Below are 13,032 nucleotides of genomic sequence, written 5' to 3'. Positions count from 1 at the left end.
TTGCAGCGGAAATGCTGCTTTTTTTTGTTTTTTTATGAAATGGAAATATAATCATTTTAAATCTAAAACGTAATATTTACGATTTACAATTAATGACGTTACCGTTATAATTGTATGTGATTAGGAAATAATAAGAAAGATGTTTGGAGGACCATGATGAAAAGAAGAATAATTCCGCTTCTAGCCATCGTTTTTGTGGCGATATTGTTAGTTGGTTGTGGAAGAGAATCTAGCTCTTCCAAACCTCAAGTAATTGTCTCCTTATACCCCCTTCAGGATTTTGCACAGAAAATCGGAGGAAATTTGATAGATGTGGTAAATATCGTCCCCCCAGGTACAGAACCACACGACTTTGAGCCATCTCCAAAGGACATGATTAAATTAAACAAAGCTGATTTATTCCTATACAATGGGGCTGGATTAGAGACTTGGGTAAACCACGCTTTACCTAATATAGATCAACAACAAACATTGGTAGTGAATACTTCAAAGAAGATAACTTTGGCGAAGGCGAAAAATTCAGAAGTAAAAAACAGAGTGTATGATCCGCATTTTTGGCTCAATCCTTATATGGCACAGCAACAAGCAAAAGTAATCTATGAGTCTCTTATAAAAATAGATCCCAATCATAAGAAACAGTATACAGATAATTATCAGAAATTAAATAATCAATTTCTTACTTTGCAAAAATCGTACAAGGTTCTCTTAAGTAGCCCTGTCCGCGAATTTGTAACTTCTCATACTGCGTTTCAGTACTTAGCAGATGAGTACAACCTGACACAAGTTGCTATTTCTGGTCTTAGCCCAGAAGATGAACCAAGTCCGAAAGAAGTGAAGCAATTAGTTGATACACTTCGCAAACATCAAGCAAAAGTTGTTTTCTTTGAAACTTTAGTCAATAACAAGTTGGCTGAAACGGTTAAAAATGAGATACATGCTGAAGCATCTGTATTAAATCCTCTAGAAGGATTGTCTAAAAATGAAATTGCCAATGATGAAGATTATTTTTCGGTTATGATGACTAACTTAGCTAATCTCAAGAAAGCATTAGGTGTTGCAAATGGGTAATGTTTTACTGCAAATGGAGGATGTTTCTTACTCTTATCACCATCAGATTGTATTGGAGAACGTAACTCTTTCGGTAGAAGAAGGTCAATTTTTGGGAATTGTTGGGCCTAATGGATCTGGAAAATCCACTCTATTGAAAATAGCTCTAGGTGTGTTACAACCAAAAAAAGGAAAAGTATGGTTGTTTGGTAGTCCAATGAAAGATCAAAAGCAAAATTATAATATTGGTTATGTATCACAGAAATCTAATAGTTTTCAACGAGATTTTCCTGCAACTGTGCAAGAAGTAGTAGCGGCCGGCCTAGCATCTAAAAAAGGTATTCTTCGAAGGTATATGAAAAAGGATTATCTTTTAGTAGATGAAGTATTGGAACAGGTTGGAATACAAGATCTTAGAAAACGAAATATTGGTCAGCTTTCGGGGGGACAGCAACAACGCGTATTTATTGCAAGAGCTCTGATTAGCAAACCAAAGCTATTAATTTTAGATGAACCTACGGTTGGTATTGATCGTGACTCGACCAAACAATTTTACGACTTACTAAACTATCTTCATAAACAGCATGGTTTAACTTTAATTATGGTTACACACGATATTGGAGTGGTCTCCAGTTTGGTAGATCAAGTAGCTTGTCTAAATAAAAAATTGTATTTTCATGGGACAAGGTCTTTGTTTGTGGAGAAAGAAAAGGAGCTTTTATCGAAAGCTTACAATCATGATGTACAAGTTATTGATCATCATCACTAGGGGGGAAAAAAGTGGTAAGTGATTTTTTTGAGTATGCCTTTTTACAACATGCACTCATTGCGGGTTTAATAATTGGATTGGTTTCTCCTCTAGTAGGGATTTTTTTGGTTGTTCGTAGGTTATCATTGATAGCAGAAGCTTTATCCCACATCACTTTATCTGGGGTGGCAGCAGGACTCCTTTTACAGAAAAATTTTGCACTATTTGCTGGAATAAGCCCTTTGTATGCAGGGATGAGTTTTGCTGTACTGGGATCTGTATTTGTCGAGCAAATTCGTCAATTTTATCGTTCTTATCAAGAGCTAGCAATTCCTATTTTGTTATCTGGCGGTATAGCCGTAGGTGTTGTTTTAATCGGACTTGGCAATGGATTTGGTGTGGATATTTCTGGTCTGCTTTTTGGAAATATTTTAGCAATAAACAAACAAGATTTATGGTTGATAGGTGTAGTCGCTGTTTTGGTTATTTGTTTTATCCTTTTCCTTTTTAAGGAATTGTTTGCACTGGCTTTTGATGAAGAACATGCTGTCTTATCAGGTATTCGTGGCAAATGGATTCATTTATTGTTTATGATCATGGTAGCAATGGTAATCTCGGTGGCTATTCGTGTCGTAGGAATATTGCTGGTTTCAGCATTGATGACACTGCCGGTAGCGACAAGTATGCAGTTGTCGCTCAGTTTTCGGAAAACAGCTATGTTCTCTATTTTATTTGCTGAGTTCTCTATCCTTGCTGGTCTGATTTTTGCATATTGGTTAGATATCGCTTCTGGTGGAGCGATAGTTCTTGTTTCCATTGCTCTATTGGTGATTGTAATTAGCGGAAAGCGAATATATTCTATGGTACAATATAGGAAAGCGAATGTGCGAGGCGAAAGCTAATGGATACATCAACAGCCTTACAAATGTTAAAGAAAAAAGGCTATAAGTATACAGGTAAGCGAGAACAAATGGTGCACATCTTCGAGCGCGAAGGTCGTTATTTAAGCGCGAAAGAGATGCTGGAATATATGCAACAAGAATATCCAGGACTTAGTTTTGATACAGTCTATCGAAATCTGTCTCTGTTCGAACAGTTTGGAATTGTAGAAGTTACCGATTGGTCAGGTGAAAAAAAATATCGGCTTGCTTGTAGTCCTAATAGTCATCACCATCATTTAATTTGCACGGATTGTGGACGAACAACAGCTATTGATTTGTGCCCGATGAATGCTATTTTAGGGGAACCAAAAGATTTTCAAATCACTGGACACAAATTTGAGATTTACGGACATTGTGGGGAGTGCATGAAAAGCTAGGAGTGTTGTTTGGAATGAATCATGAAGATTATATGCTCTTAGCGGTTGAAGAAGCAAACAAAGCAGCAGCGATTGGTGAAGTGCCAATTGGAGCAATTGTTGTATACCAAGACGAAGTGATTGGCAGAGGGTATAATCTTCGAGAGAAGAAGCAGAACCCACTTCTGCATGCAGAGGTTATAGCTATTCGAGAAGCCTCAGAATATCTCGCCAGTTGGCGATTGGAAGAGTGTACACTATATGTTACACTCGAGCCCTGTCCAATGTGTGCAGGAGCAATTTTGCAATCTCGAATACCCCAATTGGTTTATGGGGCAAAAGATCCAAAAGCAGGTTGTGTAGATAGTTTGTATCAGTTGTTAGATGATCAAAGATTTAATCACCAGACATCTGTTATTGATGGAGTGCTACCAGATGTGTGCAGTGATCTGTTACGTGCGTTTTTTCGATCCCTTCGTGCTTCTAAAAAACGAAACAAACAGCTAGGTACTATTTCCCCTTGAATTTTGTGCATAATTGTGTATAATATCTATGTTATACCATTATGGAGAGGTGTCCGAGTGGTCGAAGGAGCTGGCCTCGAAATCCAGTGTAGTTTCAAAGCTACCGTGGGTTCGAATCCCACCCTCTCTGCCAATTTTATAACAAAGCAATAAGAAAAAGGACTCTAACATGCAGAGTCCTTTTTTGTAATTTAAGCATTTTTGTGTAAGGGTCTTTTGAAATAAGCGATTATACGATCTTGGTGGGGAACAATGGATACAAGTTCCCATCCATTTCGTCCCCAACTGGCAAGTGCATAGTCAACGGCACTACCATAGATTTGCCCACGATGAGGTTTTAAGTAATCTCCTAAGCTAATATCTACACTATATTCCCATTTTTGAATTTCATCCTCAGATGCATTCTGATAACCTTCACTGGTCCAATCGTGTATGCGGGTAGAGGCATAGGTAAACATGTCCATAATTTCATCTCGTTCCGTTACTTCCAGTGAAAAAATATGAGGAGCTTTAGGAAGAGAAAATTGGGTATGAGAATGATAAAGTTGTAATACTAATGTTCCTAGCGGTGTTCCATCATTTTGTTTGATGACATACCAGATGCACCTTTCTCTCTCTTCTGGTGGTCCCCAGTTTTCGATTGAATCGGCCATATTGAAACCAGTCTTTACAATAAAACCTGCATCTAATAATTGATTCTGGATGGGTTCCATAAACTTCTGTACGTAAACTCCATAAGCACGGTCCCCATATTTTGCAAAAATTTGTTGTAGATCTTCCTGATTATGGTGTAATACAGCTCCCCATGTTTCGTTTCCATACTGTTTTGCGTATCGAATGATACTGTTTAAGTTGTTTTCTTTTTCGGAGAGAAATTGTTTTAATGTTTGCATAATAATTACTCCTTTAGTTTAATAGATACCATATTTAACAGAGGGATCGTGATTGGCGATAACTGCAACACAGTCATCCCTTTTTGAAAAACTAGAAATCCACTTTAAAGATTCTAAAGCTTGTTGATCATTTGTTGAATTACCTGGGAGTATAAGTTGGTTCCAAGATTTTTCTGAGTATCCTGCATCAGAAGTAAGAAGCAGCCAACCATCCTTGACACGAGCGACTACAGAAATTAATCCTTCCGTGTGACCAGGTGTAAACACAAGATAGACAAGTCCATCTAGGAATAGATCTTTTCCTAGATGATAAGGACCAAAAGGGATAGGTTCTAATGAGAAGGTTTCAAACGTAATTCCTTCACATCGTGCTTTTTGAAAGGATTTTGCTGAGTTCCATTCTGGCTCACTAACTAGGAATGACTTCGCGTCACCAAGAAGGTGAATACCACTGATGTGATCAATATCAAGATGAGAGATTACGACATGGTCGATATTTTTTACAGCTATCTTTTTTGACTCCAAATGTTCCTTTACTGACTGTCCAGAAGGTAAGCGAGGGTGACAAAATTTATATGCATGTCCTAAATGTTCTTCTGGTCTAGTGCGAACATCTTCGCTCCATCCAGCATCAATGACAACTGTTCCGTTTGGATGTTCGATTAAGTAACAAGATACTGGTAGCCATAGTTGATGCTCCTCTGATCTTTGTTCAACAAATGGTATATGATCAAGATTAGAATCCTTATACGCTAAGCGGCGATCAACCTTTACATCTCCACAGTGCATTACATGTACTTTTACAAATTTATTCATTATAAATTACCACCAATTCATTTTCTAACAGTGTTAAATTGTTTTAACGATGTTAGAATAAAGGAATACAGATTATTTGTCAAGCTAAAAGGAGTTAAAAATGTCTAAAAGTATTAAAAAAATAATTGGTTATCCAAAAGAAGAATCTTTACATCCTTTGAGTCAAGATCGAATAGTAGAAGCAGCCCTGCAATTGTTACTACAGATGAGCTTAAAAGAGCTAAGCATGCGAAAAATAGCGAATAAATTAGAAGTTAAAGCGGCGGCATTGTACTATCATGTGAAGAACAAAGAAGAACTTTTACAATTACTAGCAGATAAAATAAGTATACAGATGGGGGAAGAATGGTTAGATAAATCACTTTCTTGGCAAAATCAACTTATAGCATGGTCAAATGCTTTTCGTAATGCTCTAAAAACCTATCCTAGTGCAGTAGAGATTTTTACAGCAAGTATAGCGGCAAGTTATCATCGATTACTTCAAATCGAATGGTTATACGGGGTTTTGGCGGAAGCAGGCTTTGCTGATAGACAGATACCTTGGGTTTCCTCTATATTGAAAAATCATGTTGTTGGGTTTGTAGCAGAAGAGTTTCGTATTAAGAAACTTACAAATGAAACAGAAGGACAAGAGGATGACGCGATTACCACTTTCTTCGAAACACTGCCAAAAAATCAATTTCCCCATCTTGTTCGTTTAGCAATGGATATAACGAAACCAGATTGGGATGAAGAATTTCATTTTGGGGTTGGTGTGTTATTAGATGGGCTTACAGCTCAATTACATAGATGAAAAAAAGCGGCTATTTTCAGCCGCTTTCTTATCCTTTCAAATCTTTCCGTGTTATTATTTTATCGATAATCCCATATGCTAAAGCTTCTTCTGCACTCAAATAGTTGTCACGATCCGTATCTCTTTCAATCTCTTCGATTGATTTTCCACAACGTTCTGCATAAATTCCATTTAACACATTTCTGGTTTTTAACATGTTTTTGGCTCGTATCTCAATATCACTTGCTTGACCATGGATTTGTTGTACCCATGGCTGATGGATTAAGACTTCTGTATTTGGTAACGCCATCCTTTTTCCAAGTGCACCACCAACTAATATGGTAGCTCCCATAGAAGCGGCAAAACCTACGGCAATTGTGGATACATCAGGTTTAATAAACTGCATCGTATCAAAAATCGCAAGGCCTGCGGGGACGGAGCCTCCTGGTGAATTGATATACATATGAATATCTTTTTCATCATCTTCTGCCGCGAGAAATAGCAATTGTGCAATTATCGCATTTGCTACTTGGTCATTGATTTCTGATCCTAAAAAAATAATCCGATCTTTTAGCATTCTAGAGTAAATATCGTATGTTCTTTCACCATGCTTTGTTTGTTCTACAATATAAGGCACATGCATTTTTATCATCCTCTCTGGAGTGAATTTCTTATGCCGCCAACTGCATACGAGTAGATAAGGTGTTATTTCTGCCAAATCCAGACGAAACTATTTTTAACCTTACTTGCTTTTCGTGATGAACAGGTATTTCTTGGTAGGTCGATTCGAGATGAGTTGGAAATTGCACGATATTTCCTTTTACTTCTGGTTTCACAGTTGTTTTCCAAATCACTGTTGATTCTGCGTTTTTTGACCCATCTTTTTTATTTCTCATCTTTACGATCACTCCTTTGGTTCAAATCAGGATAAACAGATAGTACGACTTGATAAGGATGTGTTTTTTGTTTTTCTGAGTGGTATCTTTCTACTAAATCTTTGACTAACGAAACATAATCTTCGACAAACTGTTCTCGGATGGATTCATGAGCAAGGTTTACCTGCATCTGTAAGGAAGCACTTGGTATTACTTCATTCTCATCGGATTGTTCCATGAGCATAAGGGCATCTTTTTTCATACGTTCTGAGGTGTGTATCAGATGGAGCAAGGAGCCTTGGTCTTTTATCTTTTGTATGGTTTCTTTGCTTATGGAAAGGGTTTCAGCAAGTAGAAAAGTTTTTGCTATGCTCTGGTAAAGAACTTCTACTAAGTTTCTTACTTGACGGGATCCGACTTTTGTCACTAACCCGACTCTTTGTAACGTTTTGAGATGATAGTTGATCCGCTGAGGTGTCTCGTTCAACTTTTTGGCTACTTCTGTAGCTGAACTAGGTTGTTTGAGTTGAGCTAAAATTTCTGCACGAAGTGGATTAATTAATGCAGACGCTTGTTCTGGCAGTTCAACTAAATATGTATCTTGTATAGGTTGGTTCATATTTGAAGTCACCTTCTTTAAAACATGATTACTACGTAAAAATAATTTATTACATAAAAAATAATTTGTCAATAAAAAGCGATATGTTTCTCCTGTTGTTGTTTGTCTCGATTTGTGATAAGATAGTTTTTGCCGTGCTAGATGGGGAGGTGGCGGTGCCCTGTAACTTGCAATCCGCCTTAGCAGGGTTGAATTCCTATCTGAGGCTTATTCTGTGTGAGGCTTGGCCTTTCTGGACAGTGTTGACGATTGGGTCCTACGCAACGAGTACTTCTGAACCGTGTCAGGTCCTGACGGAAGCAGCACTAAGGTTGACCACTCGTGTGCCGTAGGGTTGCCTGATTTGAGCTGGAAGGGAAGTTACCGCTTGGACAGATAAGTCAAAGATAGGTGCACGGCTTACATATTTCATTACAATAAAAACATGTTATGTATATAGTGATAAAACGGAAAAAATCAGCTCAGTGAACCAAAATTTCACTGAGCTGATTTTTCTGATTTTAAATGGAAAAAATATACAAAAAAGAAGGAAGAAAAGGAAAAAAAGAGAATGTAACTAGTATAAACTTGGTACCATTTGCACCCCTGTATTGATCTATTTGATCGTAAGATGATAAATAATTTCTTTTCTGGACTGGTGGTTGTTTTGTATGGTTTCAAGGAAAGTGATAGTGTGGTGGAATCAATGATCCATGTAGATGCAAGTATCGTTCGTAGATCGGAAGATCATACTTCTTATTCGATGGTAAATTCCTACCCGTTTCCACACTATGAGCATATGACCGATTTGTTTTCTCAAATGCAGATTGGAATTTGGTTAATTGATCATCGAGGCTCTATGGTAGAATGGAACAGCATTTCAAGTCGATATCTAGGCTTAGACCGTGATGAAGTATTATATCGTCCCGTTGACCACGTCATTTCACAACTCGATCCCTCACAACCTAATTACAAACAATTCATCTCTTTCCTAACCAATACACATCCACAGCAAAATGAAATGGAACTTGAATGGGAAACTTCGGAAGGGAGGCATCTTTTCCTTATACGAAGGAGACGTATTCACAATAATGAATCTGATTTCAATGGAGATCTCTTCATGATGGAAAATAAAACCGAATTTGATTCACTTACAAAACAGGCGCAATTAAGCAATAGACTGGCAACAATTGGCCAAATAGCTGCTGGAACAGCACATGAAATACGAAATCCACTCACCTCTATACGTGGTTTTTTACAAGTGATTGGCCATAAGTTAAAAGAGAATGGTCAACAAAAAGAACAGGCATATATTGATATCATGTTAAAAGAAATTAACCGCATCAACAGCTTAGTAAGTGAGTTTCTATTGCTGAGTAAGCCTCGTCTTGTTAATCGTCAAATCTCTACGATTATGCTTCAAGAATCAATTGATGAGATTCTCCCTATCGTACAGAGTGAAGCAACCCTACATAATATCGAGCTGAAATTCCATCAAGAAGTAGAATGTTTTTTGCAAATCAAAGCAGACAGTGAACTGATCAAACAAGTGATTTTGAACTTATGCAAAAATGCAATTGAAGCAATGATAAGTGATGGAGTATTATCGATTTCCATAAGGAAAGATGAACTTCAAAAGTATGCAATGGTTGAAATTACGGATCAAGGTCCAGGCATTCCAGTATGCTTGATGGAGAAAGTATTTGATCCTTTCTATACAACCAAAGAAAATGGAACAGGACTCGGTTTACCCATCTGTAAACAAATCCTGAGAGAACTGAATGGCAAAATGGAAGTTCACTCCAATGAACATGGGACAACCTTTCATATCTATTTGCCACTTGCAACCCTCTCTTCGTGAGATGGGTTGTTTTTTTGGAAAGAGAACGCAAGTTGTAGTATGATGAGGGTTGAATTTAAAATATAGGATGGTGTTTCCCTGATGTCCTATCGAGCGTTATATCGTGTTTGGAGACCGCAACATTTTCGCGATTTAGTAGGTCAGGAACATGTTACCACTACCTTAGCAAATTCACTTACTGGAGGACATATCTCTCATGCTTACTTGTTTAGTGGTCCAAGAGGGACAGGGAAAACTAGTGCAGCTAAGATATTTGCTAAAGCAGTAAATTGTAAACACGGACCGGCCGCCGAGCCATGTAATGAATGTGAATCATGTAAATCGATAACGAAGGGTACATTATTAGACGTTATTGAAATTGATGCTGCATCCAATCGCGGTGTTGATGAAATACGTGATCTACGAGATAAAGTAAAATATGCACCTACAGAAGTTCGTTACAAAGTTTATATTATTGATGAAGTTCATATGTTGACGACGGAAGCCTTTAATGCTTTATTAAAAACGTTAGAAGAGCCGCCTGCTCATGTTATTTTTATTCTAGCGACAACAGAGCCACACAAATTACCAGCAACCATTATTTCCCGATGCCAACGATTCCCATTTCGGCGAATCCCGCATCAACATGTGGTACAGAGATTGCAGTTTGTAGTAGAACAAGAGGGAATAACAGCAGATTTAGCTGCATTGGAGCAAATAGCTCGAGTTGCTGATGGGGGACTTCGGGATGCATTGAGTCTTTTAGATCAGGCCATTTCTTTTTCAGAGAATGGTTTGACGGAAGACGTGGTGCTCTCCATTATCGGAGGAGTTTCGGAGCACTCTTTGCTTCAGCTACTTAGTTATTTACAAACAAAAGACAGATCTGCTGCCTTACAGCAAATCGATGATTTTATCACCTATGGCATCGAAGTAGATCAAGTGGTACAAGATTTATTACTCATAACAAGAGATATCTTATTAGCAAAAACATCTGTAGAAAAGGCTAGTATTTCAGAAGCAATTCGAAATAAAACGCAGCAGTATGAAACAGATCAATTGATGCAATGGATAGATGCATTAGTATTGATCCAACAACAATTGAAATGGGTTCAATTTCCTCAAGTTTTATTAGAGCTCTTCATTATACGTCAAACGAGTACATTCACACCCCACAACATTCAAGTAACACAAGAGCAAGTGTCTATGCAACATATAGGAACAAATACAAGTACAATAGAAATACCACAAAAGAAGATGAATCAAGAGCAAAAAAATGAACCAAAAAAGATAGATCCTCATGCAGATCAAGGTTCTGTAGTAGTACATTCTTCTGTTAGTCAAATTTGGCCAGGGATTCTCCAATCCATTAAACAGCAACGAGTGACTTTGCACGCTTGGTTAGCTGATGGCGAAATCGTCGAGACAACAGATCATACCATTACTATTGCGATGAAAGGTGCTTTTCATCGGGATACCGTACTCAAAGCAGAGAATAAACAGCTTATTGAACAAGAACTGGAAAAAGTTTTACATAAAGCTTATGAGTTGAAAGTTTGTACACGAGAAGAATGGGAAAATCAAAGAGGTAGGAATGAAATATCTGTTGCAACCCCCTCCGAACCTGAGGCTCCTGATGATATAGTAAAGAAAGCAATCTCTTTGTTTGGTGAAGATTTAGTTACTGTGGAAAAATAATTTTTGAGAGGAAAAGATAATATGAAACAAATGAATCAAATGATGAAACAAATGAAAAAAATGCAAGATCAATTGATGAAGGCTCAGCAAGAGCTAGAAGCAAAAGAATTTGAAGGTACAGCTGGTGGCGGAGTAATAAAAGTTACAGTTAACGGCAAAAAACAATTAGTCGATCTATCCATTCAGCCAGATGTAGTAGATCCAGATGATGTAGAGATGTTACAAGATTTGATCATAGCAGCATTTAATGAAGCTCAAAAGCAAGTAGATGATGCAACTTCGAAAGATCTTGGTAAATTGACTGGCGGATTAAATATTCCAGGGCTTTTTTAGGTAGGTGAATATCGTTGTATTTACCTGAGCCGATTGTAAATTTAATTGACGGATTTCAAAGACTTCCTGGTATTGGTGCCAAGACTGCGCAGCGGCTAGCTTTTACAATTTTAAAAATGGATGACGAAGATGTTGCTGATTTTGCTCAAGCTCTCATTCAAGTAAAAAGGGATTTAAAAATTTGTACGGTTTGTCAAAATATATCGGATCAAGATATATGCCAAATTTGTCAAGATAAGAGCAGAGATACTTCGGTTATTTGTGTAATCCAAGAGACCAAAGATTTAATAGCCATGGAAAGAACCAGAGAGTTTAATGGCATGTATCATGTCCTTGGAGGTGCCATTTCTCCTATTGAGGGAATTGGTCCGGAACAACTTAAAATTCCTGCTCTGTTAGAACGATTGTCGGATGAAAAAGTAAAAGAGCTTATTCTAGCAACCAATCCTAATATGGAAGGCGAAGCCACAGCGATGTATTTGTCTCGTCTTGTAAGACCCTTTGGCATAAAAGTTACAAGGATTGCACATGGTCTTCCTGTTGGTGGTGATTTGGAATATGCCGATGAAGTTACACTTACTAAGGCGTTAGAAGGAAGACGAGAAGTATAAATAAAATAAAATGTAAATCAGCGGGGATAGACTCCGCTTTTTTTTATATAAAAAATTGAAAAGGGGGAGTAATGAATTTGTATCTTGTCCCATATTGTTAAGTAAAGCAAGATTATGGGGATAAGAGGTGGGTTAATTGTTAGACATAAAGTGGTGGATCATAGCAAGTATTGGTGGGGTGCTTTTTTTTATGCTGATTAGTAGATCAGTGAAACAACCATTGATTTGGTTGTGGCAAGGATTACTTTATTCCGCAATTGGAAGTTTAGTCATTTTTTTGATTAATTTTATAGGACAATCTTTTCACTTTACCCTGCCTATTAACATACTTACTGCAATAGCAGTAGGATTTTTAAGACTTCCTGGTTTGGCTTATATTGTAGCAACAAAATTATTTATTTTGCCCTAAAAAAAGTCCCTGCCTTTAGGCAGGGTTTGTTGATTCAGATGATGAGAGGGATATCTCTATATATTTAAGTTTTCTCGAAGTAGTATCATGATAAACTACAATACAGGATAGAAAATCTGATACTATTGTAGTTTCTTAAATATTATATTGTTCGTTTATGACTTGGCAGTTCTTTGTTTTCATACAAGTATAACGAATAGATCAGTCTAAAAATAAATATCTTACACTAGATTAGAATTCCAGCTATTTAGTATGAAATAAATGATTGAGAAATAAAATAAAAAAAGGTGTTGACTTTAGACAATCACCCATGCTATATTATTACTTGTCGCCGCGACAATGCGGATGACGCAAGAAAAAAAGAAGTTGTTCCTTGAAAACTGAAGAGTGAGATCACAAACCTGTTAATTTTTTTAACAAGCTAGCAATAGCAAATGAGCAAGACAAGCTTTCTAACATGGAGAGTTTGATCCTGGCTCAGGACGAACGCTGGCGGCGTGCCTAATACATGCAAGTCGAGCGAGGAACTTCGGTTCCTAGCGGCGAACGGGTGAGTAACACGTGGGCAACC

16 protein-coding genes, 1 tRNA gene, 1 rRNA gene and 1 other RNA gene are annotated in these 13,032 nt (G+C 37.4%); 14 read left to right on the top strand and 5 right to left on the bottom strand.

The features are described from left to right. Positions 1–156 precede the first annotated feature (156 nt). From A3GQ_RS0119450 to A3GQ_RS0119425, 6 genes are all read left to right on the top strand, one after another. A complete protein-coding gene (locus tag A3GQ_RS0119450; protein WP_051272122.1) occupies positions 157–1,068 on the top strand; it encodes a metal ABC transporter solute-binding protein, Zn/Mn family in 912 nt (303 codons plus the stop codon). After that, positions 1,061–1,816 (top strand): metal ABC transporter ATP-binding protein, encoded by a 756-nt coding sequence (locus A3GQ_RS0119445; RefSeq protein ID WP_028778482.1) that lies wholly within the window; start codon positions 1,061–1,063, stop codon positions 1,814–1,816. Before A3GQ_RS0119450 ends, A3GQ_RS0119445 begins: the two co-directional genes overlap by 8 nt. Before the next feature lie 11 nt (positions 1,817–1,827). Next, positions 1,828–2,697 (top strand): metal ABC transporter permease, encoded by an 870-nt coding sequence (locus A3GQ_RS0119440; protein WP_028778481.1) that lies wholly within the window; start codon positions 1,828–1,830, stop codon positions 2,695–2,697. Continuing rightward, on the top strand, positions 2,697–3,113 hold the full coding sequence (locus A3GQ_RS0119435; protein WP_028778480.1) for a Fur family transcriptional regulator: 417 nt from the start codon (positions 2,697–2,699) through the stop codon (positions 3,111–3,113). The genes A3GQ_RS0119440 and A3GQ_RS0119435 overlap by 1 nt, the downstream gene beginning before the upstream one ends. Positions 3,114–3,127: 14 nt before the next feature. Beyond that, positions 3,128–3,616 (top strand): tRNA adenosine(34) deaminase TadA, encoded by a 489-nt coding sequence (gene tadA / locus A3GQ_RS0119430; protein WP_028778479.1) that lies wholly within the window; start codon positions 3,128–3,130, stop codon positions 3,614–3,616. A 43-nt stretch (positions 3,617–3,659) separates the two neighbouring features. Further along, positions 3,660–3,749, top strand: a tRNA-Ser gene (locus A3GQ_RS0119425). A gap of 58 nt (positions 3,750–3,807) precedes the next feature. Here A3GQ_RS0119425 and A3GQ_RS0119420 read toward each other — a convergent pair. Next, on the bottom strand, positions 3,808–4,509 hold the full coding sequence (locus A3GQ_RS0119420; RefSeq protein WP_037465586.1) for a DUF6022 family protein: 702 nt from the start codon (positions 4,507–4,509) through the stop codon (positions 3,808–3,810). 18 nt (positions 4,510–4,527) lie between these two features. After that, positions 4,528–5,325, bottom strand: coding sequence for an N-acyl homoserine lactonase family protein (locus A3GQ_RS0119415; RefSeq protein WP_028778477.1), 798 nt, complete (start codon positions 5,323–5,325; stop codon positions 4,528–4,530). Between the two features lie 100 nt (positions 5,326–5,425). On the opposite strand from A3GQ_RS0119415, the gene A3GQ_RS0119410 reads away from it, so the two are divergent. Then, positions 5,426–6,118: a TetR/AcrR family transcriptional regulator C-terminal domain-containing protein gene (locus A3GQ_RS0119410; protein WP_037465583.1), complete on the top strand. Its 693-nt coding sequence runs from the start codon at positions 5,426–5,428 to the stop codon at positions 6,116–6,118. 28 nt (positions 6,119–6,146) lie between these two features. On the opposite strand, the gene A3GQ_RS0119405 is transcribed toward A3GQ_RS0119410, so the two are convergent. Genes A3GQ_RS0119405 through A3GQ_RS0119395 form a run of 3 tightly spaced genes read right to left on the bottom strand, consistent with a single transcriptional unit; the run spans position 6,147 to position 7,591 of the window. Beyond that, positions 6,147–6,740: an ATP-dependent Clp protease proteolytic subunit gene (locus A3GQ_RS0119405; protein WP_028778475.1), complete on the bottom strand. Its 594-nt coding sequence runs from the start codon at positions 6,738–6,740 to the stop codon at positions 6,147–6,149. Positions 6,741–6,768: 28 nt separating this feature from the next. Continuing rightward, positions 6,769–6,993: a hypothetical protein gene (locus A3GQ_RS0119400; RefSeq protein ID WP_028778474.1), complete on the bottom strand. Its 225-nt coding sequence runs from the start codon at positions 6,991–6,993 to the stop codon at positions 6,769–6,771. Next, on the bottom strand, positions 6,983–7,591 hold the full coding sequence (locus A3GQ_RS0119395; RefSeq protein WP_028778473.1) for an ArsR/SmtB family transcription factor: 609 nt from the start codon (positions 7,589–7,591) through the stop codon (positions 6,983–6,985). Before A3GQ_RS0119395 ends, A3GQ_RS0119400 begins: the two co-directional genes overlap by 11 nt. Before the next feature lie 132 nt (positions 7,592–7,723). On the opposite strand from A3GQ_RS0119395, the gene ffs reads away from it, so the two are divergent. The 7 genes from ffs to A3GQ_RS0119365 all read left to right on the top strand — a co-directional run. Next, positions 7,724–7,989: signal recognition particle sRNA large type (gene ffs, locus A3GQ_RS26395), an RNA gene on the top strand. A 287-nt stretch (positions 7,990–8,276) separates the two neighbouring features. After that, positions 8,277–9,431 carry a two-component system sensor histidine kinase NtrB gene (locus A3GQ_RS25015; protein WP_169818314.1) on the top strand — a complete coding sequence of 385 codons (1,155 nt, stop codon included), beginning with the start codon at positions 8,277–8,279 and terminating at the stop codon, positions 9,429–9,431. Between the two features lie 81 nt (positions 9,432–9,512). Next, positions 9,513–11,108 (top strand): DNA polymerase III subunit gamma/tau, encoded by a 1,596-nt coding sequence (dnaX, locus tag A3GQ_RS0119385; protein ID WP_028778472.1) that lies wholly within the window; start codon positions 9,513–9,515, stop codon positions 11,106–11,108. A gap of 21 nt (positions 11,109–11,129) precedes the next feature. Then, a complete protein-coding gene (locus A3GQ_RS0119380; protein ID WP_028778471.1) occupies positions 11,130–11,441 on the top strand; it encodes a YbaB/EbfC family nucleoid-associated protein in 312 nt (103 codons plus the stop codon). Between the two features lie 14 nt (positions 11,442–11,455). Next, complete coding sequence (gene recR / locus A3GQ_RS0119375) at positions 11,456–12,052, top strand: recombination mediator RecR (RefSeq protein ID WP_028778470.1); 597 nt, start codon at positions 11,456–11,458, stop codon at positions 12,050–12,052. Positions 12,053–12,188: 136 nt separating this feature from the next. Next, positions 12,189–12,461, top strand: a complete 273-nt coding sequence (locus A3GQ_RS0119370) for a pro-sigmaK processing inhibitor BofA family protein (RefSeq protein WP_028778469.1) — start codon at positions 12,189–12,191, stop codon at positions 12,459–12,461. A gap of 454 nt (positions 12,462–12,915) precedes the next feature. After that, positions 12,916–13,032: ribosomal RNA gene (locus A3GQ_RS0119365) — 16S ribosomal RNA — on the top strand; the annotation flags it as partial.

Origin of the sequence: Shimazuella kribbensis DSM 45090, from assembly GCF_000428065.1 — a bacterium.
In the GTDB taxonomy this organism is placed as follows: Bacteria; Bacillota; Bacilli; order Thermoactinomycetales; family Thermoactinomycetaceae; genus Shimazuella; species Shimazuella kribbensis.
Note: the sequence above shows the minus strand (reverse complement) of the source record. Positions and strands in the feature narration are given on the sequence as shown.